Annotated in this window: 29 protein-coding genes; 8 read left to right on the top strand and 21 right to left on the bottom strand. The window is 62.2% G+C overall.

Translation table 11 applies throughout. The features are described from left to right. Positions 1-3: 3 nt before the first annotated feature. Entirely contained in the window at positions 4-828 is an 825-nt protein-coding gene (gene ttcA, locus ACF8R4_RS09785; RefSeq protein WP_060501884.1) for a tRNA 2-thiocytidine(32) synthetase TtcA, read from the bottom strand. 261 nt (positions 829-1,089) lie between these two features. Here ttcA and ACF8R4_RS09780 point away from each other — a divergent pair, with 261 nt between their 5' ends. Beyond that, complete coding sequence (locus tag ACF8R4_RS09780) at positions 1,090-1,689, top strand: Yip1 family protein (protein ID WP_003252385.1); 600 nt, start codon at positions 1,090-1,092, stop codon at positions 1,687-1,689. Positions 1,690-1,820: 131 nt separating this feature from the next. After that, positions 1,821-2,315, top strand: coding sequence for a SprT family zinc-dependent metalloprotease (locus tag ACF8R4_RS09775; protein WP_060501886.1), 495 nt, complete (start codon positions 1,821-1,823; stop codon positions 2,313-2,315). Positions 2,316-2,438: 123 nt separating this feature from the next. On the opposite strand, the gene fpr is transcribed toward ACF8R4_RS09775, so the two are convergent. Further along, complete coding sequence (gene fpr / locus ACF8R4_RS09770; protein ID WP_004375483.1) at positions 2,439-3,218, bottom strand: ferredoxin-NADP reductase; 780 nt, start codon at positions 3,216-3,218, stop codon at positions 2,439-2,441. Positions 3,219-3,336: 118 nt separating this feature from the next. Between fpr and finR the strand changes: the two genes are divergently transcribed. Beyond that, complete coding sequence (finR, locus tag ACF8R4_RS09765) at positions 3,337-4,263, top strand: LysR family transcriptional regulator FinR (protein ID WP_016715443.1); 927 nt, start codon at positions 3,337-3,339, stop codon at positions 4,261-4,263. Here the strand turns inward: finR and ACF8R4_RS09760 are convergent. The 3 genes from ACF8R4_RS09760 to ACF8R4_RS09750 form a co-directional block, all read right to left on the bottom strand. Continuing rightward, entirely contained in the window at positions 4,260-4,625 is a 366-nt protein-coding gene (locus ACF8R4_RS09760) for a diacylglycerol kinase (protein WP_010952700.1), read from the bottom strand. The two genes, finR and ACF8R4_RS09760, sit on opposite strands and share 4 nt — an antisense overlap. Before the next feature lie 73 nt (positions 4,626-4,698). Then, the gene (gene erdR, locus ACF8R4_RS09755) at positions 4,699-5,349 is read right to left on the bottom strand and encodes a response regulator transcription factor ErdR (RefSeq protein WP_392492321.1); all 651 of its coding nucleotides are present in this window, start codon (positions 5,347-5,349) and stop codon (positions 4,699-4,701) included. A 179-nt stretch (positions 5,350-5,528) separates the two neighbouring features. Further along, positions 5,529-6,239 (bottom strand): tRNA-uridine aminocarboxypropyltransferase, encoded by a 711-nt coding sequence (locus tag ACF8R4_RS09750; protein ID WP_392492320.1) that lies wholly within the window; start codon positions 6,237-6,239, stop codon positions 5,529-5,531. A gap of 217 nt (positions 6,240-6,456) precedes the next feature. Here ACF8R4_RS09750 and ACF8R4_RS09745 point away from each other — a divergent pair, with 217 nt between their 5' ends. After that, positions 6,457-6,876 (top strand): quorum-sensing-regulated virulence factor family protein, encoded by a 420-nt coding sequence (locus ACF8R4_RS09745; RefSeq protein ID WP_104834109.1) that lies wholly within the window; start codon positions 6,457-6,459, stop codon positions 6,874-6,876. A 15-nt stretch (positions 6,877-6,891) separates the two neighbouring features. On the opposite strand, the gene ACF8R4_RS09740 is transcribed toward ACF8R4_RS09745, so the two are convergent. After that, positions 6,892-7,101, bottom strand: a complete 210-nt coding sequence (locus ACF8R4_RS09740; RefSeq protein WP_060501891.1) for a hypothetical protein — start codon at positions 7,099-7,101, stop codon at positions 6,892-6,894. Between the two features lie 160 nt (positions 7,102-7,261). Here ACF8R4_RS09740 and ACF8R4_RS09735 point away from each other — a divergent pair, with 160 nt between their 5' ends. After that, a complete protein-coding gene (locus ACF8R4_RS09735; RefSeq protein WP_060501893.1) occupies positions 7,262-8,380 on the top strand; it encodes an LOG family protein in 1,119 nt (372 codons plus the stop codon). Positions 8,381-8,431: 51 nt separating this feature from the next. Here ACF8R4_RS09735 and recX read toward each other — a convergent pair whose 3' ends face one another. The 4 genes from recX to ACF8R4_RS09715 all read right to left on the bottom strand — a co-directional run bounded on the left by recX (position 8,432) and on the right by ACF8R4_RS09715 (position 11,700). After that, entirely contained in the window at positions 8,432-8,902 is a 471-nt protein-coding gene (gene recX / locus ACF8R4_RS09730; RefSeq protein ID WP_016715436.1) for a recombination regulator RecX, read from the bottom strand. A 21-nt stretch (positions 8,903-8,923) separates the two neighbouring features. Continuing rightward, positions 8,924-9,991: a recombinase RecA gene (recA, locus tag ACF8R4_RS09725; protein ID WP_060501894.1), complete on the bottom strand. Its 1,068-nt coding sequence runs from the start codon at positions 9,989-9,991 to the stop codon at positions 8,924-8,926. Positions 9,992-10,094: 103 nt separating this feature from the next. Next, a complete protein-coding gene (locus ACF8R4_RS09720; protein ID WP_060501896.1) occupies positions 10,095-10,577 on the bottom strand; it encodes a CinA family protein in 483 nt (160 codons plus the stop codon). Positions 10,578-10,632: 55 nt separating this feature from the next. Continuing rightward, the gene (locus ACF8R4_RS09715; protein ID WP_164524966.1) at positions 10,633-11,700 is read right to left on the bottom strand and encodes a hypothetical protein; all 1,068 of its coding nucleotides are present in this window, start codon (positions 11,698-11,700) and stop codon (positions 10,633-10,635) included. Between the two features lie 186 nt (positions 11,701-11,886). Between ACF8R4_RS09715 and mutS the strand changes: the two genes are divergently transcribed. Further along, positions 11,887-14,460, top strand: coding sequence for a DNA mismatch repair protein MutS (gene mutS, locus ACF8R4_RS09710; protein WP_060501900.1), 2,574 nt, complete (start codon positions 11,887-11,889; stop codon positions 14,458-14,460). A 140-nt stretch (positions 14,461-14,600) separates the two neighbouring features. Next, positions 14,601-14,924: a ferredoxin FdxA gene (gene fdxA / locus ACF8R4_RS09705; protein WP_012270863.1), complete on the top strand. Its 324-nt coding sequence runs from the start codon at positions 14,601-14,603 to the stop codon at positions 14,922-14,924. Between the two features lie 514 nt (positions 14,925-15,438). On the opposite strand, the gene rpoS is transcribed toward fdxA, so the two are convergent. The 8 genes from rpoS to ACF8R4_RS09665 all read right to left on the bottom strand — a co-directional run bounded on the left by rpoS (position 15,439) and on the right by ACF8R4_RS09665 (position 22,885). Further along, entirely contained in the window at positions 15,439-16,446 is a 1,008-nt protein-coding gene (gene rpoS, locus ACF8R4_RS09700; protein WP_003252351.1) for an RNA polymerase sigma factor RpoS, read from the bottom strand. Positions 16,447-16,554: 108 nt separating this feature from the next. Beyond that, positions 16,555-17,415 (bottom strand): peptidoglycan DD-metalloendopeptidase family protein, encoded by an 861-nt coding sequence (locus ACF8R4_RS09695; RefSeq protein WP_060501901.1) that lies wholly within the window; start codon positions 17,413-17,415, stop codon positions 16,555-16,557. A 213-nt stretch (positions 17,416-17,628) separates the two neighbouring features. Beyond that, the gene (locus ACF8R4_RS09690; protein ID WP_164525271.1) at positions 17,629-18,267 is read right to left on the bottom strand and encodes a protein-L-isoaspartate(D-aspartate) O-methyltransferase; all 639 of its coding nucleotides are present in this window, start codon (positions 18,265-18,267) and stop codon (positions 17,629-17,631) included. Positions 18,268-18,302: 35 nt separating this feature from the next. Beyond that, positions 18,303-19,052 (bottom strand): 5'/3'-nucleotidase SurE, encoded by a 750-nt coding sequence (gene surE, locus ACF8R4_RS09685; protein ID WP_016712911.1) that lies wholly within the window; start codon positions 19,050-19,052, stop codon positions 18,303-18,305. Beyond that, complete coding sequence (truD, locus tag ACF8R4_RS09680; RefSeq protein WP_060501905.1) at positions 19,040-20,098, bottom strand: tRNA pseudouridine(13) synthase TruD; 1,059 nt, start codon at positions 20,096-20,098, stop codon at positions 19,040-19,042. The genes surE and truD overlap by 13 nt, the downstream gene beginning before the upstream one ends. Beyond that, complete coding sequence (gene ispF, locus ACF8R4_RS09675; protein WP_164524967.1) at positions 20,095-20,568, bottom strand: 2-C-methyl-D-erythritol 2,4-cyclodiphosphate synthase; 474 nt, start codon at positions 20,566-20,568, stop codon at positions 20,095-20,097. The genes truD and ispF overlap by 4 nt, the downstream gene beginning before the upstream one ends. Positions 20,569-20,909: 341 nt before the next feature. Further along, entirely contained in the window at positions 20,910-21,764 is an 855-nt protein-coding gene (gene fghA / locus ACF8R4_RS09670; protein ID WP_060497312.1) for an S-formylglutathione hydrolase, read from the bottom strand. Between the two features lie 8 nt (positions 21,765-21,772). After that, the gene (locus ACF8R4_RS09665) at positions 21,773-22,885 is read right to left on the bottom strand and encodes an S-(hydroxymethyl)glutathione dehydrogenase/class III alcohol dehydrogenase (protein WP_016712915.1); all 1,113 of its coding nucleotides are present in this window, start codon (positions 22,883-22,885) and stop codon (positions 21,773-21,775) included. A 107-nt stretch (positions 22,886-22,992) separates the two neighbouring features. On the opposite strand from ACF8R4_RS09665, the gene ACF8R4_RS09660 reads away from it, so the two are divergent. After that, entirely contained in the window at positions 22,993-23,889 is an 897-nt protein-coding gene (locus tag ACF8R4_RS09660; RefSeq protein ID WP_156867812.1) for a LysR substrate-binding domain-containing protein, read from the top strand. 57 nt (positions 23,890-23,946) lie between these two features. Here the strand turns inward: ACF8R4_RS09660 and ispD are convergent, their stop codons facing one another. The 3 genes from ispD to eno all read right to left on the bottom strand — a co-directional run bounded on the left by ispD (position 23,947) and on the right by eno (position 26,390). Next, positions 23,947-24,654, bottom strand: a complete 708-nt coding sequence (gene ispD, locus ACF8R4_RS09655) for a 2-C-methyl-D-erythritol 4-phosphate cytidylyltransferase (RefSeq protein ID WP_060497314.1) — start codon at positions 24,652-24,654, stop codon at positions 23,947-23,949. Further along, entirely contained in the window at positions 24,651-24,932 is a 282-nt protein-coding gene (ftsB, locus tag ACF8R4_RS09650) for a cell division protein FtsB (protein WP_016712918.1), read from the bottom strand. Before ftsB ends, ispD begins: the two co-directional genes overlap by 4 nt. Positions 24,933-25,100: 168 nt before the next feature. Beyond that, complete coding sequence (gene eno, locus ACF8R4_RS09645; protein ID WP_060497315.1) at positions 25,101-26,390, bottom strand: phosphopyruvate hydratase; 1,290 nt, start codon at positions 26,388-26,390, stop codon at positions 25,101-25,103. Positions 26,391-26,532 lie beyond the last annotated feature (142 nt).

Raw genomic sequence — 26,532 nt, 5'->3', positions numbered from 1 at the left:
AGGTCAGATGTTCACAACGTCGAGGAAGCGCGGGGTAGCGTTTTCGTCGATCTTCAGGCTGGTGAAATCGAACAGGTTGCGGTCGGCCAGTTGCGACGGTGCCACGTTCTGCAGGGCGCGGAAAATGCTCTCGGTACGGCCCGGGTGCTTGCGCTCCCAGTCCAGCAGCATGTCCTTGACCACCTGGCGCTGCAGGTTTTCCTGCGAGCCGCACAGGTTGCACGGGATGATCGGGAATTCCTTCATGTCCGAGTAAGCCTGGATGTCCTTCTCGCTGCAGTAGGCCAACGGGCGGATCACCACGTTGCGGCCATCATCGGCGCGCAGCTTCGGCGGCATGCCCTTGAGCGCACCGTTGAAGAACATGTTGAGGAAGAAGGTTTCGACGATATCGTCGCGGTGGTGTCCTAGGGCCATCTTGGTCGCACCGATTTCATCGGCGAAGGTGTACAGGGTGCCACGGCGCAAGCGCGAGCACAGCGAGCAGGTGGTCTTGCCCTCGGGTACCAGCTCCTTGACCACCGAGTAGGTGTCCTTCTCGACGATGTGGTACTCGACGCCCAGCTCCTTGAGGTAGGCTGGCAGCACGTGTTCGGGGAAGCCAGGCTGCTTCTGGTCCATGTTCACCGCAACGATCTCGAACGTGATCGGTGCCACCTTCTGCAGGTGCAACAGAACGTCGAGCATGGTGTAGCTGTCCTTGCCGCCAGACAGGCAGACCATGACCTTGTCGCCATCCTCGATCATGTTGTAGTCGGTGATGGCTTCGCCGGCGAGACGACGCAGGCGTTTTTGCAGTTTGTTCTGGTTGACCGAGAGGGTGCCCATAGCGCTTGAATCCGCGAGGTGTGACAAAAGGCGGCTATTTTACGCACAAACGCGGCGCCGCTGTAGGCATTCCGATAAAGACTTCGTTGTAATCAACAGTACGCCTGACAGCGCAATTTGCTCTAAAAAGCACGGTTTATGCCGGCAACAGCTTCCTATACTGCGACATAAGGCCACATTACCGCTTGCATCGGTGTTCGGGCCTCGGGCCGCTTGCGCTCCATCTGGGGGGCGTTTGGCAACATTGAGAGGAGTGACGGCATGATTCATCACGTTGTGGGGCTATTTACCCATCCCGACCAGGAATGGCGGGAAATCCGTGGCGAAGAAGAAACCATCAGCCACATGTACCTGACGCACACCCTTATCCTGGCGGCGATTCCCGCCGTTTCGGCGTTCATCGGCACCACCCAGGTCGGCTGGGTGATCGGCGACCGGCCAGCCGTGATGCTGACCATGGAAAGCGCCATCTGGATGAGCATCATGTCGTACCTGGCAATGCTCGCCGGGGTGGCGGTAATGGGTGCATTCATCCACTGGATGGCCCGCACCTACGATGCCAACCCGTCCATGGCGCAGTGCATCGCCTTTGCCACCTACACCGCCACCCCTTTGTTCATCGGCGGCCTGGCAGCGCTCTACCCGCACTTGTGGCTGGGCATGCTGATCGGCACGGCCGCCATCTGCTACACGGTGTACCTGCTGTATGTCGGCTTACCGACGTTCATGAACATACCCTCCGACGAAGGCTTCCTGTTCTCAAGCTCCGTGCTGGCGGTGGGCCTTGTGGTACTGGTGGCGATAATGGCCGCCACGGTGATTATATGGGGATTGGGCGTGGGGCCCGTCTACACCAACTAGAACAGATTCAACCAACACTGGGGCATCAACCAGGGGCCGCCGCAAGGCGGCCTCTGGCTGTGCGCTGACCGGTGGCTCGGCACCCCCGCTGCAGTTGCGGCATAATGCCCGGTCAGGAGAACCACCCCGCCATGCCCGAGCTGCTCAGACAACGCGTCGAAACCTGTTACCAGCAAGCCGAAACCTTCTTCAAACGCCCCTTCCCGCGCCCGGAAGTCAGCTTCAAGCTGCGCGGGCAAAAAGCCGGGGTTGCCCACCTGCACGAGAACCTGCTGCGTTTCAACCTGCAGCTCTACCGCGAAAACCAAGAAGACTTCCTGCGCCAGACCGTGGCCCATGAAGTGGCACACCTGGTGGCCCACCAGCTGTTCGGCGACCGCATCCAGGCCCATGGCGAGGAGTGGCAGCTGATCATGCGCGGGGTGTACGAGCTGCCGCCCAACCGGTGCCACAACTACGAAGTGCAACGGCGCGCGGTCACCCGCTACATTTACCGTTGCCCGTGCCCGCAGGGTGACTTCCCGTTTACGGCGCAGCGGCACAAGCTGGTGCGCCAGGGGCGGCGGTACCTGTGCAAGCGGTGCCGGGGGATATTGGTGTACAGCGGCGAGACGCGCGTCGAATAGATTGTGTGTTTTCTGTACCGGCCCTTTCGCGGGCTTGCCCGCGAAAGGGCCGGTACAGCGATACAAAGCCTCCAGGCATAAGAAAGGCGACCCGAGGGTCGCCTTCTTGTACCAGCATGCGCCTTACTTCTCGACGAAGGCACGCTCGATCAGGTAGTCACCCGGCTCACGCATGCGCGGGGAGATCTTCAGGCCGAAGCTGTCCAGCACTTCGCTGGTCTCGTCGAGCATGCTCGGGCTGCCGCAGATCATCGCACGGTCATCCTGCGGGTTGATCGGTGGCAGGCCGATATCGCTGAACAGCTTGCCGCTGCGCATCAGGTCGGTCAGGCGGCCCTGGTTCTCGAACGGCTCGCGGGTCACGGTCGGGTAGTAAATCAGCTTGTCGCGAACCGACTCACCGAAGAACTCGTTCTGCGGCAGGTGCTCGGTGATGAACTCGCGGTAGGCCACTTCGTTCACGTAACGCACGCCGTGCACCAGGATCACTTTTTCGAAGCGCTCGTAGGTTTCCGGGTCCTGGATGACGCTCATGAACGGCGCCAGGCCAGTACCGGTGCTCAGCAGGTACAGGTGCTTGCCCGGGTTCAGGTCATCGAGTACCAGGGTGCCGGTAGGCTTCTTGCTGATGATGATCTCATCGCCTTCCTTCAGGTGCTGCAGCTGCGAGGTCAGCGGGCCGTCCGGCACCTTGATGCTGAAGAACTCCAGGTGCTCTTCCCAGTTCGGCGAAGCGATGGAATAGGCACGCATGAGCGGACGGCCGCTTTCCTGCTGCAGGCCGATCATCACGAACTGACCGTTCTCGAAGCGCAGGCCCGGGTCGCGGGTGCACTTGAAGCTGAACAGGGTGTCGTTCCAGTGGTGCACACTGAGGACACGTTCGTGGTTCATGTTGCTCATCGATGGGGCTCCTGAAGAAAAACGCGGCGCGCAAAACGCGCAGTTGCGCGATAGTTTAGGGGCAGCGACAATATCTGTTAACTGGATTATCAAGATATGTGTTATCGGTTATATCGATATGCGATTCACACTTCGTCAACTGCAGGTCTTCGTCGCCGTCGCCCAGCATCAAAGCGTCTCTCGGGCCGCTAGCCTGCTGGCGTTGTCGCAGTCGGCCGCCAGCACTTCAATTACCGAACTGGAGCGGCAATCGAGCTGCCAGCTGTTCGACCGTGCCGGCAAGCGACTGGCCCTCAACGCCTTGGGCCATCAGCTGCTACCGCAGGCGGTGGCCCTGCTCGACCAGGCCAAGGAAATCGAAGACCTGCTCAATGGCAAGTCCGGTTTCGGCTCGCTGGCGGTCGGCGCCACACTGACCATCGGCAACTACCTGGCCACCCTGCTGATCGGCAGCTTCATGCAGACCCACCCGGAAAGCCAAGTGAAGCTGCATGTACAGAACACTGCGCATATCGTGCAACAGGTGGCGCACTACGAAATTGATCTGGGTCTAATCGAAGGTGACTGCAACCACCCGGACCTGGAAGTGCAGCCCTGGGTGGAGGACGAACTGGTGGTGTTCTGCGCGCCGCAGCATCCGCTGGCCACGCTGGGCCGCGCCGATATCGAAAGCTTGTCGCAAGAAGCGTGGATACTGCGCGAGCAAGGCTCAGGCACGCGCCTGACCTTCGACCAGGCCATGCGCCATCACCGCGCCAACCTCAATATCCGCCTGGAGCTGGAACACACAGAAGCCATCAAGCGCGCCGTCGAGTCGGGCCTGGGCATTGGCTGCATTTCACGCCTGGCGCTGCGGGATGCTTTCCGCCGAGGCAGCCTGGTAGCGGTCGAAACCCCCGAGCTGGATCTGATGCGCCAGTTCTACTTCATCTGGCACAAACAAAAATACCAGACCTCGGCCATGCGTGAGTTTCTGGAACTTTGCCGCAGCTTCACCGCGGGCTTTACCCGCAGTGATGAAATCGTGCTGCCGCCAATCGCTTAAAGCAGGATCACACCCCACACCAGCGCGACCATGGTCAGCGCCACCAGCTGTGCGGCGCTGCCCATGTCCTTGGCGTTTTTCGACAGGGGGTGACGCTCCAGCGAGATGCGGTCGATGGCCGCTTCCACTGCCGAGTTGAACAGCTCGACGATCAAGCCCAACAGGCACACCGCGATCATGATCGCCCGTTCCGCACGGCTGACCGGCAGCCAGAAGGCGATCGGGATCAGCAGCACGTTGAGCAGTACCAGCTGGCGGAACGCAGCCTCCCCCTTGAAGGCGGCGCGCAGGCCGTCCAGTGAGTAGCCGGCGGCGTTGAAGATGCGTTTGAGGCCGGTCTGGCCCTTGAATGGCGATGTCATGTGAGTCACTTCACAACGGAAAGGCCAGCAGACTAGACCGGCACGGGTCAAAAAAGCGTGAAGCCACGCGCAGTCAGTTGCTGGCAACCGATTCAAGTTGTTGCAGCAGCAGCGCAGCCTGTGTGCGGGTGCGCACGCCCAGCTTGCGGAAGATCGCGGTCACGTGGGCCTTGATGGTTGCTTCCGACACGTTCAGCTCATAGGCGATCTGCTTGTTCAACAAGCCTTCGCAGACCATGGTCAGTACGCGGAACTGCTGCGGCGTAAGGCTGGCCAGGCCTTCGCTGGCGGCTTTGGCCTCAGCCGACACATCCACCTTTTCGAACGCCTGCGGCGGCCACCAAACCTCGCCATCGAGCACCTTGCGCACGGCATCCTGGATGACTTCCAGGGTGCTGGACTTGGGAATGAAGCCACTGGCGCCGAACTCGCGGGACTTGACCACCACGGCAGCCTCTTCCTGCGCCGATACCATCACCACGGGAATCTGCGGGTATTGCCCGCGCAACAGCACCAGCCCGGAAAAACCGTAAGCACCCGGCATGTTCAAGTCCAGCAGCACCAGGTCCCAGTCGGCTTTTTCGCTCAGACGGGTTTCCAGTTCGGCAATGCTCGCGACTTCGACCAGGCGTACATCCGGGCCCAGGCCGACGGTAACGGCCTGGCGCAGAGCGCCACGGAACAGTGGGTGGTCATCGGCAATCAGGATTTCGTAAGTGGCCATCGATCTAAGGATCCTGTTCTGTGCCAGGCGCTCGAGGGTAAGGGAAGCGTCCGGCGGGGAATCGGCGCCAAGGATGCCGAGCACGGTCAAGGGTGGTCAAGCCGATCGCCCTGCCGTCTCGCCCACCCTGGCTGCCAGCCCCGTCATTATGAACCAAAGCAGGGGTTATGCCCCTTGGACTATAGGAAGGTATGCAACCGCTGGTGGGTGTCGTCCTGATCATCCAGCGGCAGGCGCCGCTTGCCGCTCAGGTAATGCAGGCTGAACACATCCAGGTAGGCATCCAGTGCCTGCGAGGCCTGGCTGTCGCCGGCCAGGTCCAGGCACATGGCGGCCACCTCTGCCGTGCAGAAGTGATCGTCACGCTTGGAACGCCGCAGGCGGTAACGCGACATCTGCTTGGCCTGCAGGCTCAACACCGGGAAGCGGTCCAGGTACGGGCTTTTGCGGAACATCTTGCGCGCCTCGGTCCAGGTGGCATCCAGCAGGATGAACAACGGGCGCTTGCCCGGCTCGCGCACCACCTCGCTGACCACCCGCTGCTCAGCCACGAACTCGCCCGGGAAGACGATATAGGGCTGCCAGCGTGGGTCGTCGAGCAGGGCCAGCAAACGCTCGTCCACCGAGGTGCGCAGCCAGCCGAAAGCGGAGGTGTCTTCGATCAGGTCGGCAATCAGCCAGCCGGTGTTGGTAGGCTTCAACGGCTCGGTGTCATGCATCAGCAGGCACACGCCGGAGTCAGCCTGTACACGGGGTTTCCAGGCACACAGGCAATGGGTGGCAATCACCCGGCAATCCGGGCAACGCTCTGCACGCGAACCACGGGCGATGAATGGCTTGTTGCTGCGGGCCAGGCGTTCGGCGCGCAGGCGCGCTACCGCATGGCTCATGCCGGCAGGCCTCTGGTCGATTTGGAAATGGGCACAAGGATGGCTCGGAGAACACAAGGGCGCCAGTCTACCAGAACAGGGGGCAATTGCTGTGCAGGCTGCAAGGCGGTCTTTATAATCGGGCCTTTACCGTGCCCGGATCTTGCCTTGCGCGATTTCACGGAACACCGTCGACCCGCGCATGTCAAAGCGCCAGTCATCGAACCAGGAGAGATTCATGCTGCGCCTTATCGCCCCCGCCCTGACCCTGTTGCTTGCCCTGCCGTTGGCAGCACAGGCGGCATCCAAGCAGGACTACGACCTTAACAAGATGCTGCAGAAGGTTGCCAAAGAAAGCAGCATCGGCACCCCGCGCGCCATCAACGAGGACATCCTCGACCAGGGTTACACCGTAGAGGGCAAGGCGCTGGTCAACCACCTGAGCGTGCGCCAGAGCCACGCCGAACGCATGCAGGCCAACCCCGAGCAGGTACGCAGCCAGCTGGGCGACAGCGTTTGCCGCAACAGCGGGTTCCGTAACCTGATGTCCAAGGGTGCGGTCATGGTCTACCGTTTCACGGTCTACAAGACCAACCAGCCAATCATGGATCAAGCCTTCGACAGTGCCAGCTGCGTGGCCGGCAACAAGAAGAAGTAACCGCCGCGCATCACGCTACACCTGCTCCTTCTCGCGGGCGCACCAGCGCCCTCCGGCGGCATCGGCGCGCATCTCGGCCAACAAAGCCTGCAGGTAACGCGACTGGCACTCCAGCCCCTCCAACCTGCGGCGGCACTCGGCCTCAAGGCTCAGGTGATGCACCTGGGCCGCGCGCTCCAGCATCCGGTAGAGCTGCCCGTCCACTTCGATGATCAAGCGATGCATACCGCCACCTCCTGCATCGACACGTTTCGCTTTACCAGTTAACCAAACCCGTACCGCCGAGGGGTGCATGCCGACGGGCGGCGCTGCCAAACAACCCGGCACGATCGGGCGCGACGGTCTAGATTGAGGTCATAGGCATTGGTGCAGAAGGAGACGTTGCATGCCTTACCAATCGAATGAACTGCTGTTCAACCACTTCCGCGACAACAACATCGACCTGAGCAACATCGACGCACAACTGCAACTGGTAGCACCCGACAGCCCCAACTTGCCGCTGTACCGCGACATGATGCTGACCATCCTGCGCATGGCCCATGACGACAGCGACCGCTGGAGCGCCAAGATCACCTTGCAAGCCCTGCGCGAACTGGACCAGTCGTTCCGCACCCTGCAGCGCTACAAGGGTCGGCGCAAGGTGACCGTGTTCGGTTCGGCACGTACCCCGCTGGAACACCCGATGTATGCCTTGGCCCGCGAACTGGGCGCCACCCTGGCACGCTCCGATCTGATGGTCATTACTGGAGCGGGTGGCGGCATTATGGCGGCCGCCCACGAAGGCGCCGGCAGCGAGCACAGCCTGGGGTTCAACATCACCCTGCCCTTCGAACAACATGCCAACCCCACGGTAGGCGGTACCGACAAGCTGTTGCCGTTCCACTTTTTCTTCATCCGCAAGCTGTTTTTTGTCAAAGAGGCTGATGCCCTGGTGCTGTGCCCAGGCGGTTTCGGCACCCTGGACGAAGCGTTGGAGGTTCTGACCCTGATCCAGACCGGCAAAAGCCCATTGGTGCCGGTGGTACTGCTGGACTCGCCTGGTGGCAGCTTCTGGCGAGACTGCCTGGACTTCATCAGCCGCCAGCTGGAAGAAAACCGCTACATCCTGCCGAGCGATCTGAAGCTGGTGCGCCTGGTGCACAGTGCCGACGAGGCGGTGAAGGAAATCAACCAGTTCTACAGCAACTACCACTCCAGCCGCTGGCTGAAGAGCCAGTTCGTAATCCGCATGCACCACCCGCTCAGCGAAGCAGCGCTGTATGACATCCAGGAAGATTTTGCCGACTTGCGCCTGAGTGGTAAGTATCACCAGCAGCCAGACAGTGGCGCCGAGCATGAGGTGGGTAATTTCAGCCACCTGACCCGTCTGTCGTTCGCCTTCAATGGCCGGGATCAGGGCCGGCTGCGCGAGCTGGTGGATTTCATCAACCTGCCGGAAAACTGGGCCAAGCCGCAGCCGATGCATACCACGCAACGGGCCAGGGAGGCATTGAAAGTGAGTTGATAACGCGTCGTTTGGGGCTGCTGCGCAGCCCCAATAGCGCTAACTGACCGATCAATAATCGTCGAGATCACGCCCACTGAGCAGGCGACCGATCAAATCCATGGGGAAGCCCCGGTAAGCGAGAAACCGGGTCTGCTGGGCACGGCTGCGCGGGTCTTGCGGGCGCTGCCCGGCGAACTTGCGCTGCCACACATCGCGCATACGCTCTGCCCAATCCACCTCGCTCTCGCGTAGCGCCTGCTCGATATCAGCACGCGCCAAACCACGCTGCCCAAGCTCTTCGCGAATACGCGCAGGGCCATAGCCAGAGCCGGAACGGTAGCGGATAAAACTTTCAAGGTAGCGGGCTTCACTCAGCAGCCCTTCTTCGGCAAGCCGATCGAGCTCAGGCTCGATCAGCTCATCCGAAGCGCCGCGCTGACGCAGCTTGCGCGTCAGCTCGACGCGACCGTGCTCACGTCGCGCGAGCAGGTCCATGGCTGTCCGCCGAATGGCGACGGGGGTGTCGAGTACGGCGGACATGTTCAGCTATCTACCGCGCAATCAATAACCGGCTTCAGCGTCGGCCATGTCGTCGGCATCTGCTTCGGCAGCCGCAGCTTTACCAGCCGCAGCGACAGCGCCAGAAGTCAGCAACTTGTCGCGAATCTGCTTCTCGATCTCGGCACCAATCGCCGGGTTCTCAGCCAGGTACTTGGCGGCGTTGGCTTTACCTTGGCCGATCTTGTTGCCCTGGTAGGCATACCAGGCACCGGACTTCTCGACCAGACCTTGGGAAACACCCAGGTCGATGATTTCGCCATTGCGGTAGATACCCTTGCCGTAGAGGATCTGGAACTCGGCCTGACGGAACGGTGGCGAAACCTTGTTCTTGACGATCTTGACGCGGGTTTCGCTGCCGACCACCTCGTCGCCTTCCTTGACCGCACCCGTACGACGGATGTCCAGGCGCACCGAGGCGTAGAACTTCAGGGCGTTACCACCGGTGGTGGTTTCCGGGCTGCCGAACATTACGCCGATTTTCATACGGATCTGGTTGATGAAGATGACCAGGCAGTTGGCGTTCTTGATGTTACCGGTGATTTTGCGCAGCGCCTGGGACATCAGGCGAGCCTGCAGGCCTACGTGCATGTCACCCATTTCACCTTCGATTTCGGCCTTCGGCACCAGGGCGGCCACGGAGTCGACGATGATCACGTCAACAGCGTTGGAACGCACCAGCATGTCGGTGATTTCCAGGGCCTGTTCGCCGGTGTCCGGCTGCGAAACCAGCAGGTCGTCGACGTTGACGCCCAGCTTGCCCGCGTATTCAGGGTCGAGGGCGTGCTCGGCGTCGACGAAGGCGCAGGTGGCGCCGTTTTTCTGGGCTTCGGCAATGACCGACAGGGTCAGCGTGGTTTTACCCGACGATTCCGGGCCGTAGATCTCGACGATACGGCCTTTTGGCAGGCCGCCAATGCCCAGTGCGATGTCCAGGCCCAGCGAGCCGGTGGAGATGGCCGGGATCGCCTGGCGCTCGTGGTCGCCCATGCGCATGACTGCACCTTTACCGAACTGGCGTTCGATCTGACCCAGGGCCGCAGCCAAGGCGCGCTTCTTGTTGTCGTCCATTGAAATCCTCACGTGTTCGACGTGGCCCTGACGGCCGGAATACCTGTATAAGTAGCCAGTATTATTCCACAGGCCGGCGCTCACGCAAACCCCTGTCGTCGATTTACTCGGCACCAAGCTGTAACAAGCCGTCTAACGCGGCGATCACCGTCTGTCGGCGCACCGCCTCGCGGTCACCGTCGAACTGCCGGCGCTCGCTGAAGACCCGACTGCCATCGCCCCAGGCCAGCCACACGGTACCCACCGGCTTGGCGGGCGAGCCACCGTCCGGCCCGGCCACTCCGCTTACCGCCACGGCAAAGCGCGCGCCACTGGCGGCCTGGGCGCCTTTGACCATGGCTTCGACCACTTCCTGGCTAACCGCGCCCACCTGGCCGAACAGCACCTCTGGCACCCCCAGCTGGCGGGTTTTCTGGGCATTGGAATAGGTGACATAACCGGCCTCGAACCAGGCCGAGCTACCGGGTACACGGGTGATGGCTTCGGCGATGCCGCCGCCGGTGCAGGATTCAGCAGTGGTCACCTGCGCGCTGAAGCGGCGCAGATGCTCACCCAGACGCGTGGCAAGCGTGGTGATCGGGTCCATGTCAGGGCTCCTTGAAGGCGGGCCTCTACCCTATCACCCTGCGGTAGGCCCTGGCTCAGGAAACCTCCAGGCTGCCCCGGGCTATTTCGCTGAACGCACGTTCGTCACGCCGTCCAAGGCGCGGCAGCCCTTCCGGCCATTCCCGGCTCCAGTCCAAGCCGCCCAGCTTGCGCATGTCTTCGATTGCCGAACGCCACCAGATCACCTTGCACGCACGCTGGTAGTCGTCGCCGCTCATCACACTGCCGTACAGCAGCTTGCGGCCGATACCACGCAGCTCCCGCGGCACACGCTTGAGGCTCCACTTCACCGAAAGCCGCGCCCACCACGAAGGGACGGGGCGATGTGCCGGCACCTTGAGGGCCAAGCCAGGCATACGCGGATGGAAACCTTCGCCGTGCCTGGCAAAGAAAATTTCCAGGACGGCATGCACGTACTGCTTCATCGCGAAGTAATGGCTGATCACGCCACGTGCTTCATTCACCTGCGCCCCGTGCAACTCGAAGGAAAAGGCAATCTGTTCGATGGTGTGCAGGTCGCCGGTATAGGGTAGCCAGGCATCGATGCGCGGGATGGCGCGCTCGGCAATGCCGACGTTGCAGCGGGTGAAGCCCATTACGCCACTGTTGCAGAGCCGCAAATCGTCGGCCGGCGCATGTCCAGCCTCGGCGAGCCCGGCACTGAAGCGAAGGTAGTCGTTGCTGCGCGAAGCCTCGGCCCAGCTCGTTTCCACTTCGTCGACCAGGAACTGCCCGGCATCGACTTGGCTGAACAACTTCAGCGGTGACTGCAGGAACACCGTATCGGTATCGATGAACACGGTCTTGTCCGCCCACTGCCCGGCCTGGGCAATGGCGCAGGCCTTGCGCCGGTGGGTGTAGCCGCCGTCGCCGGTCCAGGCCTGCAGGGTCTGCTCGTTCAGGGCAATCACTTCCACCGGCCAGCCGACAAAGGCCTTCGGCTGGTCGGTAAGCACACGGATCACCGGCAGCTCTGCCGGCTTGCAGCGCGCAATGGCGGTGAGGATGCTGAGTTTGGCCTCCAGCTGATAGATACGGCGCTCGCCGTACAGGAGGTAGATCAGCTGTTGCTTAACATGAGGGACAGGGCTGGACACATTCATCGTGCAGGTCACGGCTAGGGGCGTTCGTCGAGGGCCGCGCATTCTAGAGGGTAACGCGGCGCAGCTCCACCATTGCCCGCCAAGCATGTGCGTATGCCCCGAAGCCTGCGCCTGCATCACAACAAAAAAGCCTGTACCATTGCGGGTTTACCATCGCCAACCAGATCACCCGCTGTAAGGCCCTGAATGTCAGATCTTTCCGCACACACCCCGATGATGCAGCAGTACTGGAAGCTGAAGAACCAGCACCCGGACCAGCTGATGTTCTACCGCATGGGCGACTTCTACGAGATCTTCTACGAAGATGCCAAGAAGGCCGCGAAACTGCTGGACATCACCCTGACCGCGCGCGGTCAGTCGGCTGGCCAGTCCATCCCTATGTGCGGCATTCCGTTCCACTCGCTGGAGGGCTACCTGGCTAAGCTGGTCAAGCTCGGCGAATCGGTGGTGATTTGCGAACAGATCGGCGACCCGGCCACCAGCAAGGGCCCGGTGGAGCGCCAGGTGGTGCGCATCATTACCCCCGGCACGGTCAGCGACGAAGCCCTGCTCGACGAGCGCCGCGACAACCTGATTGCCGCGCTGCTCGGCGACGAACGCCTGTTCGGCCTGGCTGTACTGGACATCACCAGCGGCAACTTCAGCGTGCAGGAGATCAAAGGCTGGGAAAACCTGCTGGCCGAACTCGAGCGCCTGAACCCGGTCGAGCTGTTGATCCCCGACGACTGGCCCCGCGACCTGCCGGCCGAGAAGCGCCCAGGCGCCCGCCGCCGCGCCCCGTGGGACTTCGACCGCGACTCGGCGCGCAAGGCGCTGTGCCAGCAGTTCGCAACCAAGGACCTCAAAGGCTTTGGCTGCGACAAGCTGACCCTGGCCATTGGCGCCGCCGGTTGCCTGCTGACCTACGCCAAGGAAACCCAGCGCACGGCCCTGCCGCACCTGCGTAGCTTGCGCCACGAGCGCCTGGACGACACGGTCATCCTCGATGGCGCCAGCCGGCGCAACCTGGAGCTGGACATCAACCTGGCGGGTGGGCGTGACAACACCCTGCAATCGGTGGTCGATCGTTGCCAGACCGCCATGGCCAGCCGTCTGCTGAGCCGATGGCTGAACCGCCCGTTGCGCGACCTCAAAGTACTGCAAGCACGTCAGGACTCGATCCGCTGCCTGCTCGACGGCTACCGCTTCGAGAAGCTGCAGCCACAGCTGAAGGAAATTGGCGATATCGAGCGCATCCTCGCCCGTATCGGCCTGCGCAATGCCCGCCCTCGTGACCTGGCGCGCCTGCGCGATGCCTTGGGCGCATTGCCCGAGCTGCAGAACGCCATGACCGAGCTTGAGGCGCCGCATCTGGCGCGCCTGGCAGCGATTACCGGCACCTACCCGGAGCTGGCCAGCCTGCTGGAGCGTGCAATCATCGATAACCCGCCGGCGGTGATCCGCGACGGCGGCGTGCTCAAGGCCGGCTATGACAGCGAGCTGGACGAGCTGCTGGCCATCAGCGAAAACGCCGGCCAGTTCCTGATTGACCTGGAAGCCCGGGAGAAGGCCCGCACCGGCCTGGCCAACCTCAAGGTCGGCTACAACCGCGTGCACGGCTACTTCATCGAGCTGCCAACCAAGCAGGCCGAGCAGGCACCGGGCGACTACATCCGCCGCCAGACGCTCAAGGGTGCCGAGCGCTTCATCACCCCTGAGCTGAAAGCGTTCGAGGACAAGGCACTGTCAGCCAAAAGCCGTGCCCTGGCTCGCGAGAAAATGCTCTACGACGCCTTGCTGGAAACCCTGATCAGCCACCTGGCGCCGCTGCAGGACAGCGCCGCCGCCTTGGCCGAACTGGATGTACTCAGCAACCTGGCCGAACGTGCGCTTAACCTCGACCTGAACTGCCCGCGCTTCGTCGACGAGCCGTGCCTGCGCATCGAGCAGGGCCGCCACCCGGTGGTGGAACAGGTGCTGACCACGCCATTCGTTGCCAACGACCTGGGCCTGGACAACAGCACGCGCATGCTGATCATCACCGGCCCGAACATGGGCGGTAAGTCCACCTACATGCGCCAGACGGCCCTGATCGTGCTGCTGGCGCACATCGGCAGCTTCGTACCGGCAGCCAGCTGCGAGCTGTCACTGGTCGACCGCATCTTCACCCGCATCGGCTCCAGCGACGACCTGGCTGGCGGGCGCTCGACCTTCATGGTCGAGATGAGCGAAACCGCCAACATTCTGCACAACGCCACCGACCGCAGCCTGGTGCTGATGGATGAAGTAGGCCGTGGCACCAGTACCTTCGACGGCCTGTCGCTGGCCTGGGCCGCCGCCGAGCGCCTGGCGCAATTGCGTGCCTACACCTTGTTCGCCACCCACTACTTCGAGCTCACCGTGCTGCCGGAGAGCGAGCCGCTGGTGGCCAACGTGCACCTCAATGCCACCGAGCACAACGAACGCATCGTGTTCCTGCACCACGTTCTGCCTGGCCCTGCCAGCCAAAGCTACGGCCTGGCCGTGGCGCAACTGGCCGGCGTGCCGACGGCGGTCATCCAGCGCGCCCGCGAACACCTGGGGCGCCTGGAAACCACCAGCCTGCCGCATGAGCCGTCCCCGGCGCAAAAAGCCAAGGACACGCCACAGGTGCCGCACCAGAGCGACCTGTTCGCCAGCCTGCCGCACCCGGCCATCGAGAAGCTGGGCAAGCTGCAACTGGACGACATGACCCCGCGTCAAGCTATCGAAATGCTATATCAACTAAAGAACCTGTTATAACGGCAGCCACTACAAGCTGGTAGAATCCGCCGCGGTTTGCTGGTGCTGCAGGTTATTAGCCTGGCCTGCAGCCACATACCTGTAAACCGCGCGGCCCTGAGAGGAAGGGCCGCCGCCGTCGCCTGAGGAGAGAACTAGAAATGACCTTCGTCGTCACCGACAACTGCATCAAATGCAAATACACCGACTGCGTGGAAGTCTGTCCGGTGGACTGCTTCTACGAAGGCCCGAACTTCCTGGTCATCCACCCGGACGAGTGCATCGACTGCGCCCTGTGCGAACCGGAGTGCCCAGCACAAGCCATCTTCTCGGAAGACGAAATCCCAGCCGGGATGGAGAACTTCATCGAGCTGAACGCCGAACTGGCGGAAGTCTGGCCGAACATCACCGAACGTAAGGACGCCCTGCCGGACGCTGAAGAGTGGGACGGCAAGACTGGCAAGATTGCAGACCTGGAGCGCTGATAGCGCCCGGACACGAAAAAGGCCCCTCGGGGCCTTTTTTTGTTTTTCTGCGAGCAAAAAAAAGGGGCGGTTTGACCCGCCCACATTTTTTCCGTAGTCCCTGCTTGTCCCAAACATCATCCTGATGAAATCGCGTCTTGCGATGTCCTTGGCCTCCTCCCTGGAAGCCTGTGCATGTCCGTGTGCACAGTTCGAATACTAGCGGGTTGAGCCGGGCCGGCAAGCGCGAAACCTCACAAGGTATTACACGGGACACATTTCCACACAGGCGAATAACACTTGATTTTCAATGAGTTGGAAAAATACCGGGGCTAAAAACGACAATGATTTACTGAGATTTGCATAGATGGCCTACAAAACAAGTAAGAAAAGGCTTACATGCAATGTTACTGGGGTGGCGCAGTACATATTCGACATCTGCTGTGGCTGGCAGATTTTGGGGCTGCTTTGCAGCCCATCGCGACACACAAAAAAGCCCCGAGGTCATCGGGGCGTTTTGCATTACAGGCTTTCGCTACTGGAACAACGACTCGCTGGACAGGCCGTTCTTCTCCAGGATCTCACGCAGGCGCTTGAGCCCTTCCACCTGGATCTGCCGCACCCGTTCCCGGGTCAGGCCGATCTCCAGCCCAACATCCTCCAGGGTGCTGCTTTCATGCCCGCGCAGGCCAAAGCGGCGCACCACCACTTCCCGCTGCTTGTCGGTCAACTCCCCCAGCCACTGGTCGATGCTCTGCGACAGGTCGTCATCCTGAAGCAGCTCGCACGGGTCTGTGGGGCGGTCGTCGGTCAGGGTGTCGAGCAGGGTCTTGTCCGAATCCGGGCCAAGCGACACATCCACCGAAGACACCCGTTCATTCAGGCCGAGCATGCGCTTGACCTCGGCGACGGGCTTCTCCAGCAAGGTGGCGATTTCTTCCGGGGAGGGTTCGTGGTCCAGCTTTTGGGTCAGCTCTCGGGCCGCACGCAGGTAGACGTTCAGCTCTTTGACCACGTGGATCGGCAAGCGAATGGTGCGGGTCTGGTTCATGATCGCCCGCTCGATGGTCTGGCGAATCCACCAGGTCGCATAGGTCGAGAAACGGAAACCACGCTCCGGGTCGAACTTCTCGACCGCACGGATCAGCCCCAGGTTGCCCTCCTCGATCAGGTCGAGCAGCGACAGGCCACGGTTCACGTAACGACGGGCAATTTTAACAACCAGGCGCAGGTTGCTTTCGATCATGCGCTTGCGGCCAGCAGGGTCACCCTTTTGCGACAAACGCGCAAAATGCACTTCCTCTTCCGGCGAAAGCAGCGGCGAGAAGCCGATTTCGTTCAGATACAGCTGGGTGGCATCGAGCGCCCGGCTGTAATCGATGTACTTGTGTTGCTTGAGCGAAGAGCCCGACTTGGCCCTCGTCCGAACCGAAGATACAGCAGGTTCGTCTGACACCACATCCGTTTCCAAAACGATACCCGTCTCCATCAGGAGGACGTCATCGTCGATGTCAAACTCCGGCACTTCTTTACTGAGAGCCATTGTTATAGTCCTTTGCTGAGTTCGAACTCAGACTCGAGCGGCACCTTTATCCCTGGCAGCGCTTGAGCCTGTCCCCTCTACATCACAGGAACAGGCCGGGTACAACGATCAACGGCGTGGCAGGAACTGGAGTGGATCGACGGGTTTGCCCTGGCGGCGAATCTCGAAATGCAGCTTCACCCGATCTGTGCCCGTAGACCCCATTTCAGCAATCGACTGCCCTGCCTTGACCTGCTGCCCCTCCCGAACCAACAGCCTGCGGTTATGACCGTAGGCACTGACGTAGGTATCACTGTGCTTGATGATGATCAGCTCGCCGTAGCCCCTTAAACCACTCCCGGCGTAAACCACCGCACCATCAGACGCAGCAAAAACAGGCTGTCCCAAATCACCGGCGATATCAATGCCTTTATTCAAACTACCGTTTGAAGCAAATTTTCCAATCAGCACGCCGTTGGCAGGCCAGGTCCAGCCGCCTGCGGCGCGCTCTGCCGCAGGCACGGTGGTGGCAACCGGTGTAGGGGTGGAGGTTGTCGGCGTTGCCGGTTTGCTGGTGTTGGCAGGCGTCACGGCAGTCGTGCCCACAGGCCTGCGGGTGACCGTGGTGCGGCTCGATGAAGAGGGGCTGGACACCACCGTGGTACTGCTGCTGGAACCGCTGCTGAAACGAATCGCTTGCCCTGGGCGAATGGTATAAGGCGCCGCGATGCCGTTGCGTGCGGCCAGCTCCTTGTAGTCCCAGCCATAGCGGAAGGCAATGGAGAACAGCGTGTCACCCGGCTTGACGATGTACTGCCCGGACGTCACCGCCGGGCGCTTGGGCACGGTGTTATTGCGGTCGACCACCCGCGCACTGCTGTTGCTGCTGGTGCTCGAGCAACCCACCAGTAGCGTGCCCATGGCCAGTGCAATCACCAGAAGCTTGAAACCCGACCCGTCCTTGCGCTGCCGAATGACTGTGTGACCCACCCGCGCTCCCCTCATGGTGCCGAAAAACGATATGAAGACAAAAAATGCAATATTGTTGCAATTATAACCAAGCCGGCCAGTATTGGCAGGCGGGTGAAAAGGCTGTTGCAATACCCGGAGCGAGCTAGCGCTTTCTACCGCCAGATAGACAGGGCGAAGCGGCAAGAATTCGCCGCTGGCGCAAAAATACCGCGCGGCTCATACCCGCACGCCTCAGGCCAGCGGACCATTGAGCAGCGGAACGAAGCGCACGGCCCCCAGCACGCGCCGAGAGAATCCATGCTCCTCGCGCACGATCAGCATCAGTTGCTGCGCTTCACCGGTCGCCCCCACCGGGATCACCATGCGCCCCCCGGGGGCAAGCTGGTCAAGCAATGCCTGCGGCACTTCTGGCGCCACCGCCGTGACGATGATGCCGTTGTACGGCGCCAGCGCCGGCCAGCCTTCGCAGCCATCGCCCCAGCGGAATACCACGTTGCGCAGGTTCAGCTCCACCAGGCGCTCTTTGGCCCGGTCCTGCAGCACCTTGATACGCTCCACCGAAAACACCCGTTCCACCAACTGGGCCAGGATCGCCGTCTGGTAGCCTGAGCCGGTACCAATCTCCAGCACCTTGTCCAGCGGCCCGGCCTCGAGTAGCAGCTCGCTCATGTGGGCAACCATGAACGGTTGCGAGATGGTCTGGTTGTGGCCGATGGGCAATGCGGTGTCTTCGTAGGCACGATGCGCCAGTGCCTCGTCGACGAACAGGTGGCGCGGGGTACGACGAATCACGTCGAGCACCTTGGTGTTCGAAACGCCCTCTTCGCACAGGCGCTGGATCAGCCGCTCCCGGGTACGCTGGGAGGTCATGCCGATGCCGCGGCGCAGCATATCGTCCTCGCGCATCAGAGCAGGCCCTCCAGCCAACCGTCGAGCTGCTCGAAGGCATCATTGAAGGTGCGGTCGAGTTGCAACGGGGTGATCGATACATAGCCCTGCATCACCGCGTGGAAGTCGGTACCCGGACCGCCGTCCTCGGCATCGCCGGCCACGGCGATCCAGTAACCTTCCTTGCCGCGCGGGTTGACCACCTTGGTCGGTGCCGCCGCCCGCGCCCGGTGACCGAGGCGGGTGAGCCGGATGCCACGAATGTGCTCCAGCGGCAGGTTGGGAATGTTTACGTTGAGCACGGTGCGGGGTGGCAGCGCCAGGCGCGACTGGGCCTCGACCAGGCGGCGGGCGATATGGGCCGCGGTCGGCAGGTTGTCCGGCTGGCGCGACAACAGCGAAAACGCCAGCGACGTGCCACCCAGGAAGCGGCCTTCCAACGCGGCGGCGACCGTGCCCGAATACAGCACGTCATCGCCCAGGTTGGCACCGAGGTTGATCCCCGACACGACCATGTCCGGCGTGTGCGGCAACAGCCCATTGAGCCCCAGATGCACACAGTCGGTCGGCGTGCCGTTGAGGCTGATGAAACCGTTGGCCAGGGTTTGCGGGTGCAGTGGCCGGTCCAGCGTCAGCGAACTGCTGGCGCCGCTCTTGTCTTGCTCCGGGGCGATCACCGAGCACTCGGCGTAATCCGCCAGCGCAGCGTGCAGCGCGGCGATGCCGGGCGCGGTAACACCGTCGTCGTTCGAAATCAGAATACGCATGGGCTGTCCGTCTGCCCTGCCGACACCAGATCCACGACTTCACGCACCACCACGGTGGCGAAGCATCCGGCCGGCAGGACGAATTCCAGTTGCAGGATATCAGGCTCGGGATAATGCCATGTCAGGCCGCCAATAGGGAGCCGCAAAATGCGCCGTTCGTGATCCATGCCCGCCTGGGCCAACCACTGGCAAAGTGCCGGTTGATCTGCACCGACGGCGTTTTCCAGGCGGGCAGTGGCCCCGTCAGCAGGCGAAGCGCCCTCGCCCCACATCGGGCCGGTCGGGTGCAGATCGAGAATCGCCAGGCGCGGGTCGGCACATTCCGCCTCTCCCGCCGGGAAAAAGCTACGGCTGTCAGTGAATGCCAGCAGGTCGCCGACCTGCGCCCGCGCCCAGCTACCTTCGGCGACACGCGCAGCCAGCACCTGATTGAACAGGTAGCTGCGCCCGGCCGAAAGCAGCCGCGAACGCACATTGCGCTGCTCGGGCAAGGCGTTGCGCGCCGCCCAGTCGAGGGCGTCATGGACGTTGCCGCCGCCGTGACCGAAGCGCTGGGTGCCGAAATAGTTGGGTACACCGTGCTGCTTCAGCTGTTCAAGGCGCGCGTCCAGCGCCTGGTGATCCGCCGCCAGGGCCGTCAGGCGCAGGGTGAAGCCGTTGGCCGAATGCGCGCCACGCTGCAGCTTGCGCTGGTGACGCACCTGCTTGAGCACGCGCAGGCTGGCATCCTCGGCACGCGACAGGTCCGGGTCGGCCTTGCCTGGCAGGTGCAGGCTGAACCACTGACGGGTCAGGGCCTGACGGTCCTTGAGCCCGGCATAGCTGATGGTGCGCACCGGCACACCGGCGGCGCGCGCCAGGCGGCGAGCGGCCTCTTCGGTGTTCAGCTCACGCTTCTCGACCCACAGCCACAAGTGCTCGCCCTGGCCGGACAGTGGAATATCCAGCACTTCGTCGACCTGGAAGTCTTCGGCCACCGCCTTAAGGACGGCGGTGCCCAGTGGTTCGCCCGATGCGCGCGGGCCCAGCAGTTCCAGTTCGGTCATGCTGGCAGCAGCAGGGCGACCGAATGCACGGCAATACCCTCCTCGCGGCCGGTGAAGCCCAGCTTTTCGGTGGTGGTGGCCTTGACGTTGACCTGGCCGAGCTCGACCTGCAGGTCCTCGGCGATCAGCTGGCGCATGGTCTCGATGTGCGGGGCCATCTTCGGCGCCTGGGCGACGATGGTGGCGTCTACATTGCCGACCTTCCAGCCCTTGGCCTTGACGATGCCGACCACATGGCGCAGCAGCACGCGGCTGTCGGCACCCTTGAACTGTGGGTCGGTGTCGGGGAAGTGCTTGCCGATATCGCCCAGCGCCGCAGCACCCAGCAAGGCATCGCTCAGGGCGTGCAGCAGCACGTCGCCGTCGGAGTGGGCCAGCAGGCCGTATTTGTGGGGGATACGCACCCCGCCCAGGGTAATGAAATCACCGTCGCAGAAACGGTGCACATCGTAGCCGTGGCCAATACGCATAAGAAAACGCCCTGAATAAGTCAGGGCGTGATTCTACCTGCTTTTGAGGCATTGGGCTGGAGGTGATCGCCTTGGGATTTTCAGCGTCTGGCAGATCGAGCGCCGCCCGCGCGGCGCATCGCGAGCTGCGCTCGCTCCTACGTTTGTTTCGAGCCAGTAACGCCTGTGACAGACGCGCGCGACCGCCTTGTTTGTACGACGCGATATCGAGCCATGCGCCAAAGCGTTCGCGCGCAATCTTCACAGGAATAATTGGCGCGAAACAGACGTAGGAGCGAGCGCAGCTCGCGATGCGCCGCGCGGGCGGCGCTCGATCTCACAGGCACCAAAAACGCTACGTCTTACACCCGCCCCAATGCCACCGCATGATGGCGCAGGTGCTCCTCGATGAAGCTGGCAATGAAGTAGTAGCTATGGTCATAGCCCGGCTGCAGGCGCAGGGTCAGTTCATGCCCCCCTTTGCGTGCCGCCTGCTCCAGCGCTTCAGGCTTGAGCTGCTTTTCGAGGAAGTCGTCACGGTCGCCCTGGTCCACCAGCAACGGCGGGCACTCGCCGGCCGGCGTTTCGGCCAACAGCACACTGGCATCCCACTCACGCCAGCGCGCACGGTCGTCACCCAGGTACCGGCTGAAGGCCTTTTCGCCCCAGGGGCAATCCATCGGGTTGCTAATCGGCGAGAACGCCGACACCGAACGGTAGCGCCCCGGGTTGCGCAAGGCGCACACCAGTGCGCCATGCCCGCCCATGGAGTGGCCACTGATACTGCGCTCGCCCGATGCCGGGAAGTGCGCCTCGATCAGCGCGGGCAACTCCTCCACCACATAGTCGTGCATGTGGTAGTGCTTGGCCCAAGGTTGCTGGGTGGCGTTGAGGTAGAAGCCCGCGCCCAGGCCGAAGTCCCAGGCGCCGTCCGGGTCGCCCGGCACCTGCTCGCCACGCGGGCTGGTGTCGGGGGCGACGATGATCAGCCCAAGCTCGGCGGCCAGGCGCTGGGCGCCGGCCTTCTGCATGAAGTTCTCGTCGGTGCAGGTGAGGCCGCTAAGCCAGTACAGCACCGGCAGCTTCTCACCCAGCTCGGCCTGCGGCGGCAAGTACACGGCAAATACCATGTCGCAGCCCAGCACCTTGGAGTGATGCCGGTAACGCTTGTGCCAACCGCCGAAGCTTTTCTGGCAGGAGATGTTATCCAGGCTCATGGCGTACCTCAGAAGTGGATCACGCTGCGGATGCTCTTGCCTTCATGCATCAGGTCGAAGGCTTTGTTGATATCCTCCAGGCCCATGGTGTGGGTGATGAAGGTATCCAGCGGGATCTCGCCCTTCTCGGACATTTCCACGTAGCTTGGCAGCTCGCTGCGGCCACGCACGCCACCGAACGCCGAACCGCGCCATACCCGGCCGGTCACCAGCTGGAACGGACGGGTGGCGATTTCCTGGCCGGCACCGGCCACGCCGATGATCACCGACTCGCCCCAGCCCTTGTGGCAGCACTCCAGCGCCGCACGCATCAGTTGCACGTTGCCGATGCACTCGAAGGAGAAGTCCACGCCACCGTCGGTGAGGTCGACGATCACTTCCTGGATCGGGCGGTCGTAGTCTTTCGGGTTGATGCAGTCGGTGGCGCCCAGCTGGCGGGCGATCTCGAACTTGGCCGGGTTGATGTCGATGGCGATGATGCGCGAGGCCTTGGCCTTGACCGCACCGATCACCGCCGACAGGCCGATGCCGCCCAGGCCGAAGATGGCCACGGTATCACCCGGCTTGACCTTGGCGGTGTTGAGCACCGCACCAATACCGGTGGTGACGCCACAGCCCAGCAGGCACACCTTTTCCAGGGGGGCTTCTTTCTGGATCTTGGCCACGGAGATTTCCGGCAGCACGGTGTACTCGGAGAAGGTCGAGGTCCCCATGTAGTGGAACAGCTGCTGGCCCTTGTACGAGAAGCGCGTGGTGCCGTCTGGCATCAGACCCTTGCCTTGGGTCGCACGGATGGCCTGGCACAGGTTGGTCTTGCCCGAGAGGCAGAACTTGCACTTGCCGCATTCCGGGGTGTAGAGCGGAATCACATGATCGCCAACGGCCACCGAGGTCACGCCCTCGCCTACCGCCTCAACGATCGCGCCACCTTCGTGGCCGAGGATCGACGGGAAGATGCCTTCCGGGTCGGCACCGGACAGGGTGTAGGCGTCGGTGTGGCAGACACCGCTGGCGACCACGCGCAGCAGCACTTCACCGGCCTTGGGCATGGCCACGTCGACTTCGACGATTTCCAGGGGTTTCTTGGCTTCGAAGGCTACGGCGGCACGGGACTTGATCATCAAAGGTCTCCAGACAGAGTGTCGATTCAGGCTTGCAGTGTAATTCAGTGCCTTTTGATGAATAATCCAGGCAAAGACAAAACATTATTGCCATACAGGGATAATCAATGAGCAGCCGCTGGGAAGGTATCGACGAATTCGTCGCCGTGGCCGAATCTGGCCAGTTCACGGCGGCGGCCGAACGCCTGGGGGTTTCTTCGTCGCACATCAGCCGCCAGATCGCCCGGCTAGAGGAGCGCCTGCAAACACGCCTGCTCTACCGCAGTACACGTCGGGTGACCTTGAGCGAGGCCGGGCAAACCTTTCTGCAGCATTGCCAACGTCTTCAGGATGGCCGCGAGGAAGCCCTGCGCGCCATGGGCGACTTAGCCAGCGAGCCAAAGGGATTGCTGCGCATGACGTGCGCGGTAGCGTACGGCGAGCGCTTCATCGTGCCGCTCGTGACACGGTTCATAGCGCTGTACCCGCAGCTGCGGGTGGAGGTGGAGTTGAGCAACCACACCCTCGACCTGCTGCACGAAGGCATGGACCTGGCCATCCGTTTGGGGCGGCTGGCCGACTCTCGATTGGTGGCCGCCCGCCTCGCCCCCCGGCGCATGTACGTGTGTGCCTCGCCGGCTTATCTGGAACGTTATGGTCGACCCCACAGCCTGTCAGAGTTGGCGCGGCACAATTGCCTGGTGGGCAGTTCGGACTTGTGGGCATTGCAGCAGGATGGGCGCGAGATAAGCCAGCGGGTGCAGGGTAACTGGCGCTGCAACAGCGGGCAGGCGGTGCTGGATGCGGCATTGCAGGGGATGGGGTTGTGCCAGTTGCCGGATTACTACGTGCTGGAGCACCTGAATACGGGGGCTCTGGTGTCGTTGCTGGAAGCGCACCAGCCGCCGAATACGGCGGTGTGGGCGTTGTATCCGCAGCAGCGGCACCTGTCGCCCAAAGTGCGGCGGCTGGTGGATTACCTGAAGGAGGGGTTGGCGGGGTTGCCGGAATATCGTTTCGGCTGAAGGGATATGCTGGCTTTACCGGCCTCTTCGCGGGCAAGCCAACACCGGTTTGAGCCTTCAGCGCCGCCCAGCCCAGCGCTGGCGCAACCATTCAAGGTCTTCCGGCCGGGTCACCTTGATGTTGTCGCTACGCCCTTCCACCAAACGCGGCGCCTGGCCGGACCATTCGATGGCAGAAGCTTCATCGGTAACTACCACATCCGACACCAGGCACTCAGCGAGCGCCCGGTGCAACGCGCCAAGGCGGAACATCTGCGGCGTATACGCTTGCCAGATGGTGCTACGGTCCACGGTAGCACTTACCCGGCCGCTGCCATCGGCACGCTTGAGGGTATCGCGCGCCGGTACCGCCAGCAGGCCACCCACCGGGTCGTCCGCCAGCTCCGACAACAGCTTGTCCAGGTCGCTGCGCGCCAAATTCGGCCGCGCAGCATCATGCACCAGCACCCAGTCGCTGTCCGAGGCGCCATGTGCATGCAGCAACAGCAAGGCATTGAGCACCGAATCGGCACGCTCGCGCCCACCCGCTGCGCGCTGGATGCGCGGGTCGCTGGCGCAACGCAGGGCCGGCCAGTACGGGTCATCTTCAGCAATGCTGACCACCACACCTTTGAGTGCCGGGTGGCCAAGAAAACCGTCGAGGCTGTGCTCGAGGATGGTCTGCCCAGCCAGCTCCAGGTATTGCTTGGGGCGGTCGGCAGCCATGCGGGCACCTACGCCCGCAGCAGGAATCACGGCCCAGAAGGCCGGTAAGGTATCGATCATTTCTGTGGCAACTGGAAGAGGGTTTCGCCCTCTTTGACCATTCCCAATTCGTGGCGAGCCCGTTCTTCAACGGTCTCCATGCCTTTTTTCAGCTCCAGCACTTCGGCATCGAGCACGCGGTTGCGCTCAAGCAAGCGCTCGTTCTCGGCATGCTGCTCGTCAATCTGCTGCTTCAGTTCGGTCACTTGCGCCAGGCTGCCATTACCCACCCACAGGCGGTACTGCAGGCCACCCAGCAGCAGGAGCAGAACGAGGAACACCCAATAGGGACTGCGCATCACGTTATCCAGGTTAAAAAGGCTGCCGCGTACTTGTTACTTCGGGGCCTCGAATAGCACGAAGCCTGGCCGAGGCCAGGCTTCGTTGACAGAAACCCGTTGGGATGAAGGAAAGATCAGTACGAACGTTCCTACAACTCCGGCTGCTGTCTTTTTACCATCTCTTGCTTAGCCGCGAAACTCGGCACGACCACGGTAAACCGCTTTGGCACCCAGTTGCTCTTCGATGCGCAGCAGCTGGTTGTACTTGGAAACGCGGTCGGAACGGCACAGCGAACCAGTCTTGATCTGGCCAGCAGCGGTACCCACGGCCAGGTCGGCAATGGTCGAGTCTTCGGTTTCACCGGAGCGGTGCGAGATCACTGCGGTGTAGCCAGCAGCCTTGGCCATCTGGATGGCTTCCAGGGTTTCGGTCAGCGAGCCGATCTGGTTGAACTTGATCAGGATCGAGTTACCGATGCCCTTCTCGATGCCTTCCTTCAGGATCTTGGTGTTGGTCACGAACAGGTCGTCGCCCACCAGCTGTACCTTTTCACCAATCTTGTCGGTGAGGATCTTCCAGCCAGCCCAGTCGGACTCGTCCAGGCCATCTTCGATCGAGATGATCGGGAAGCGCTCGGTCAGGCCTTTCAGGTATTCGGCGAAACCTTCGGCGTCGAACGACTTGCCTTCGCCGGACAGGTTGTACTTGCCGTCTTCGTAGAATTCGGAAGCCGCGCAGTCCAGGGCCAGGGTCACGTCGGTGCCCAGCTTGTAGCCGGCTTTTTCGACCGCTTCGGCGATGGCGCCCAGGGCGTCTTCGTTGGAAGCCAGGTTAGGGGCGAAGCCACCTTCGTCACCCACGGCGGTGTTCAGGCCACGGGCCTTCAGCACGGCTTTGAGGTGGTGGAAAATTTCGGTGCCCATACGCAGGCCGTCGGAGAAGGTCTTGGCGCCAACCGGCTGAACCATGAACTCCTGGATGTCGACGTTGTTGTCGGCGTGCTCGCCACCGTTGATGATGTTCATCATCGGAACCGGCATCGAGTACTGGCCCGGAGTGCCGTTCAGGTTGGCGATGTGCGCGTACAGCGGCAGGTCCTGGTCCTGGGCAGCGGCCTTGGCGGCAGCCAGGGAAACAGCCAGGATGGCGTTGGCGCCGAGCTTGGCCTTGTTCTCGGTACCGTCCAGTTCGATCATGGCGTGGTCCAGGGCCTTCTGGTCGGAAGGGTCCTTGCCCAGCAGCAGGTCACGGATCGGGCCGTTGATGTTGGCGACAGCCTTCAGCACACCCTTGCCCAGGTAACGGCTCTTGTCGCCATCACGCAGCTCCAGCGCTTCGCGCGAGCCGGTGGAAGCACCGGACGGCGCGCAAGCGCTGCCGATGATGCCGTTGTCGAGCAGTACATCGGCTTCCACGGTGGGGTTGCCACGCGAATCGAGAACTTCACGACCTTTGATGTCGACGATTTTTGCCATTGTTGTAAGCACTCCAGAATTGACGAAAACAACTTAGCTTAAGAAATTCTTGCCGTTCACCAGGCGGATTTGCAGGGGACAGGCCGGGTGAAGGGAGCCCCTGACCGATTGGTCAGGGGTGGATCGGGCGGTACTTTACCCG

This window comes from Pseudomonas sp. FYR_2, assembly GCF_043106425.1.
Lineage (GTDB): Bacteria > Pseudomonadota > Gammaproteobacteria > Pseudomonadales > Pseudomonadaceae > Aquipseudomonas > Aquipseudomonas monteilii.
This window is presented reverse-complemented; position numbering and strand designations above follow the sequence as displayed.